3 protein-coding genes are annotated in these 5,142 nt (G+C 72.6%); 1 reads left to right on the top strand and 2 read right to left on the bottom strand.

All coding sequences use genetic code 11. The features are described from left to right. Positions 1-180: 180 nt before the first annotated feature. The gene (dnaE, locus tag K8V84_RS09965; RefSeq protein ID WP_304073406.1) at positions 181-3,333 is read right to left on the bottom strand and encodes a DNA polymerase III subunit alpha; all 3,153 of its coding nucleotides are present in this window, start codon (positions 3,331-3,333) and stop codon (positions 181-183) included. A 217-nt stretch (positions 3,334-3,550) separates the two neighbouring features. Between dnaE and K8V84_RS09960 the strand changes: the two genes are divergently transcribed. Beyond that, positions 3,551-3,931: a hypothetical protein gene (locus tag K8V84_RS09960; RefSeq protein WP_304073403.1), complete on the top strand. Its 381-nt coding sequence runs from the start codon at positions 3,551-3,553 to the stop codon at positions 3,929-3,931. Positions 3,932-4,037: 106 nt separating this feature from the next. On the opposite strand, the gene K8V84_RS09955 is transcribed toward K8V84_RS09960, so the two are convergent. After that, a complete protein-coding gene (locus K8V84_RS09955) occupies positions 4,038-4,985 on the bottom strand; it encodes an MBL fold metallo-hydrolase (RefSeq protein WP_304073401.1) in 948 nt (315 codons plus the stop codon). Positions 4,986-5,142: the final 157 nt, after the last annotated feature.

Genomic DNA, 5,142 nt, shown 5'->3' with positions numbered 1-5,142 from the left:
CGCCGCGCGCGCCCGCGCGCGGTCCGACCCCCTTTCGAGAGTGCCCTACCGAGGCGCCGTCACGCCTCCCCGGCAGGGGTGTGGCGCGTGAATCGGGACGTAGGGCCGGGCACGAGGAGCCGTAAGGCTCGTTGATATCGGGCCTTTCGCCTCTTATGTGGGCAAAAGGTAATCCCATGTTCAGGGGGCGTTCTCGTCGAGGGAGCGGACCCGGGTGGCGGTGAGGGTGGGCAACGCGCCCGGGGCCGCCCGCCGAACCCGACCGTGGACCGCCACCAGGTCGGAGCCGAACACCGCGGCCGCGGAGTGCCGCTGGGCGTCCTCGAACAGGGCCACGTCGACCAGCCCGGTCCGATCCTCCACGGTGGTGAAGACCACCCTGCGCCCCGACCGTGTGGGCGGGGTCTGTGTGCAGATTCGCACACCCGCGACCAGGACCCGGGCACCCTCGGGAACCCGGTGCAGGTCCTCGGCCTGCACGAGGTCGTGGGCCGAGGCCAGCGCCGCCAGGTGTTCGGCGTGCCGGTCCAACAGGTGCCCGGACAGCTCGTAGCCCAACACCCGCAGTTCCTCGGCCACGCGCTCGTCGTGCGTCATCGGAGCCCCGGCTCCCACAGGCACCTCCGTGGGGCCGGTGCTCAACGAGAGTTGGTCGGCCGTGCCCCCCACGACGTGGCCGCCCGCGCGGTCGACCCCGTGCGCTCGGACCAGGGTGTGGGCGTGTACGAGGACGTCGCGTCGGTCCGGGGAGCCCGGGGCGTCGGTGACCCCGGCCAGGGAATCCAGGGCCCCGGCCAGCACCAGGTCGTCCACCGACTCACGGGACAGGGAGGCCCGGGCGAGCAGGTCGCGCGGGTCGGTGAACGGCCGCCGGGCCAGCAACCGATCGAGTTCGGCCACGGTGAGGGCGCCCACGTCCGACAGGGACGGCCGCAACCCCCATCGCCCCTCGGGATCGGCCTCCACGTGCCAGTGCCGACCGGAGACGTTCACGTCCAACGCGAGCACCGGAACCCCCAGCCTGCGGGCGTCGTGCAACAGCACCCGCCGCGGGTACATACCGGGATCGTGCGTCATCACCCCGGCGTAGAACGCCGCCGGGAAGTGCCGTTTGAGGTAGGCGGACTGGTGGGTGGGCAGGGCGAACGCGGCGGCGTGCGCCTTGCAGAACCCGAAGTCGCCGAAGGCCGCCACCAGCCGCCACGTGTCCTCGACCGTCCGCCCGTCGTGCCCGCGCTCGGCCATCAGGGTGTGGACCCGGGTCCGCACCTCCCGGCGACCCTGGTCGGTGGCCAGCGCGCGCCGCATCGCCTCGGCCTCGTCGGCCCCGCAACCGGTCATGGTGTCCAGGGTGCGCAGGAGCTGTTCGTGGTAGAGCAGCGCGCCGCCGGTCTCGGCCAGAACGGGGGCCAGGGACGGGTGGGGCGACCGGGGTGGTTCCGTGCCCTCTCGCGCGCCCAGGTAGGAGCCGACCATGTCGGTGCCCATGGGACCCGGCCGGAACAGGGAGATGTCGGCGATCAGGTCGGCGACCCCGCGGGGGCGCAGCCGCGACACCAGCTCGCGCTGGCCCGGGCTCTCGATCTGGAAGCAGCCCAGGGTGTGGGAGGCGCCGACCATGTGGGCGGTGGCCGGATCGCTGTCCGGCAGGGCCTCCAGGTCCGGGCGCACCCCCTCGGTCCGGCCGATCTCCTCGACGGTGTGGGCCAGCGACGACTGCATCCGCACCCCCAACACGTCCAGCTTGAGCAGACCCAGGTGTTCCACGTCCTCCTTGTCGGCCTGCACCATCGGATAACCGGCGCCCGAGGGCTGGGTGGGGACCCGATCACCCAGTGCGTGGTCGGACAGCACCAGGCCACAGGGGTGCATCGCCACGTGGCGGGGCAGCCCGGACAGCCGCTCGGCCAGCGCGAACAGCCTCTTCACGTGCGCGGTGTCCAGACCGTCCAGGTTTCGCAGCTCCGGGAGTTCGCGCGCGGTCTCGGTGATCCGGGAGGCGCGCACCCGGGGGAAGACCGAGGCGATCCGGTCGACCTCCACCGCGGGGAGGGACAGAGCGGTCCCGGCGTCGCGCAGAGCGCTGCGCGCCCGGTAGGTCTCCATCATCGCCACGGCCGCGCTCTCCCCGGGGTGGGCGGCGATCACCGCGTCGTAGGCCTCCAACCTGCGCGCCGACTCCACGTCCAGGTCCACGTCGGGCAGACCGGGGCGGCTCGGGGTGCAGAACCGTTCGAACAACAGCCCGTGCTCCATGGGATCGATCGCGGAGATCCCGAGCAGGTGCACGACGAGGCTGCCCACGGCCGACCCGCGCGCGAAGCAGCGGATGTCCTTGTCCCTGATGGCCCGTGCGGCGTCGGCCACGGTGAGGAAGTAGCTCGCCAACCCCATCCGGTCGATGACCTCCAGTTCACGCCGGGCGCGCTCCTCGGCGGCCCGCCCCATGGCGGCGGCGTCGTCGGTGACCAGGGAGCGCAGCTCGGCGGCGGCCTCGTGCCGGTCGGGCAGGTGGAGGCGGCCCCAACCCAGGTCGGCGGTGGGGTCCAAGGCGCAGGAGGTGGCCAGGGCCAGGGTGTGGGCGACCAGGCGGCGGGCGCGCGCGGTGTCCCCGCCGCACGCTCCGGCCGCGATCTGGTGCATCTCCTCGCCGGTGGCAAGGTGCGCGCGGTCGGTGCGGGGTTCGGGCCGGTATCCGCCGGGGGCGTGCCTGCGGATCCGGTCCAGGGCCCGCGCCACCCCGGCGTGCTCACCGGTCGGGTAGCGGGCCGCGTTGGTGAGCACCGCCAGTACGTGTTCGTCGTCGGCCAGACGGATCAGGTCCCGGGCGGTGCGGCGTTGCCCGGCGGCGCCGTGGTCGTGCGGAGCCAGAGCGACCTCCACACCCGGAGCCCGCCAGGCGCGCAGCAGGTCGCGGGCGCGCACGGGCAGGCCCTGGGTCATGGCGCGGCCCACGTCGGAGTCGTTGCCGAGCAGCACCACCAGTCCTTCGCGGTGTTCGGTGATCTGCTCGGGGGTGGCGGCCACCGGCCCGGGGGAGTGGTGGACGGAGGTGACCAGTCGGCACAGGTTGGTCCAGCCCTGGGCGCCACGGGCCAGCAGGACCACCCGGCCGCCCTCGGGCGAGGCCAGGGCCAGGTCGACCCCGAGCGCGGGGCGCACGCCGGTCTCCGCGCAGGCTCGAAGGTGTTCGGTGACCCCGAAGAGCCCGTCCCTGTCGGTGAGGGCCAGCACCGGCTGCCGATCGAGGGCGGCCCGTTCGACCAGGGCCGCGGGCGGTACGGTGCCGTGCCGGAAGGAGAACGACGACGTCGAACGCAGATGCGCGAACACCGGTGACACCCCTTCCGTGACCGGCAGAAGGGGAAGACGCCGTTGTCGAACCTATGTTCGAAATGTTAGCGCAGGATGTTCGCCTTCGCATCCTGACCAGTGCGAACGGCCGCTTCGCCATCCCGCGTGGCTACACCTGGGTCGGAGACCGTGTCGTAGTCTCAGAGCTTCGCCCTCGGGCTGCTATGGCCTGTAAAACCGTTGGAGGAGAGACATCATGGCCACCACACCCCCCGCTCGAACCACCGACCCGCACGGCTGGACCGCCACCACACCCCCCGCCCGTGCCACCGACCTGCGCGACGAGATCGCCACCGCGATCTTCACCGCGCGCGAACTCGGCCCGGACTTCGACACCGAGATCGCCGATTCGCTGGCCACACGCATGGAATCGGAGACCGCATCGAAGGGTGAGGGGGAGCACGATCGGTCAGGCCCCACCACACGCTTCGAACGGACACGCAAGGTCGCCGGGTGGGGCACGCTCGGTATCGTCGTCGCCGCCTGGGCGGCCGAGGCCACCCCTGAGGGAATGGCGTGGGGGATCCTCGCCGTGATCGCGGTCGTGCTGCATGTGGTGCGAACCTGGCGGTCCTGACCCGCTCTCCTGAGACACGGCCCGCTGCCCCAGTTCTGTGGGGGCGGGCCGCCGGTGGTTCCGGCCGGTGCCCGGTCGGATCGGCACGGGCCCGTAGGTGACCGGCTCAGGTCCTGAACGGATCGGTGCGCCGGCCCAGGACCGGCAGGGCCAGGTCCACGCCCTCGTCCCGGGCCCGCCCGGACAGGAAGTCCAGGGACGAGCCGAGGTCGTCGACCAACCGGGGCAGCGGTCGTGGCGGATGGTTCAGGGAGATGGTGAAGTCGTCCCAGTGGATCGGCACCACTCGCCGCGCGCCGGTGCGCTCCACGACGTGGTGCCAGTAGTCGGACCGGAACCGCTCGTCCTGTTTGCCGAGGGCGCCCACCCCCAGGTAGACCGTGTCCGCGCGGTGGCCGTCGAGGGCACCCGGAAGCCAGTTGGCGCTGGCGTGGATCAGCAGTTCCCCGTCGGGATGGGCCACGTGCAGCGAGTAGCAGTCACCCGTCTTGAAGTCCCCGGCGCGCCCGCTCCGCAACGGACGGCCGATCACGCCGGGGGCGATGTCGCCGGGGCTGTGCTCCGCCGGCAGCGCGGTGAGCGTGAGTGAGCCGAACCGCATCGGTTCGCCCAGGACCACCGGGTCGCACCGGTCGCGTTCCAGTCCCTGGCCGGCGGCGATGTTGTGGGTGGACTCCGAGCCGATGAGCCGCGCCCCGGTCAGTTCCGCGACCAGGGGGGCGTCGAGGGCGTGGTCGAAGTGGGAGTGCACCACGAACACCGCGTCCAGGCGAGAGAGGCCGAAGCGCGCGAGCGCGGCCTCCACCCGGGCCCGGTTCGGGGCGAGTCGCTTGAACGCCAGATCGAGCTTGCTCGGGCGACTGAAGAAACCGTCGGTCAGCACCGCGGTCTCGCCGTCGGTGAGCAGGATCGTGGAAACCCCGAGGAACACCGCGCGCAACCGCCCCGGGGCGTGGTCCGCGGCGGGTTCGCGCAGTTCGACCCAGGGGGACAGGGACGGGCGGAGCAGGCCGCCCCGTGCTCCGCGCTCGGACGGTCCGGGATGAGCGGTCATCGTGTACCTCGTTCTGCGGGGGTGGCCGTCCAGTCTGCCGAACGTCCCTCGGCCGGGGGTGCTCGGGGCCTCGACACGGGCCGGTGCGCCCGCAAGCCCGTGGCCATGGGCCCTTGAGAACCATGTGCCGCTCTGCCCTTGGCGCAGTGGGAGGGTC

It is taken from the genome of Nocardiopsis listeri (genome assembly GCF_020741345.1).
GTDB classification, from domain to species: Bacteria; Actinomycetota; Actinomycetes; order Streptosporangiales; family Streptosporangiaceae; genus Nocardiopsis; species Nocardiopsis listeri_A.
This window is presented reverse-complemented; position numbering and strand designations above follow the sequence as displayed.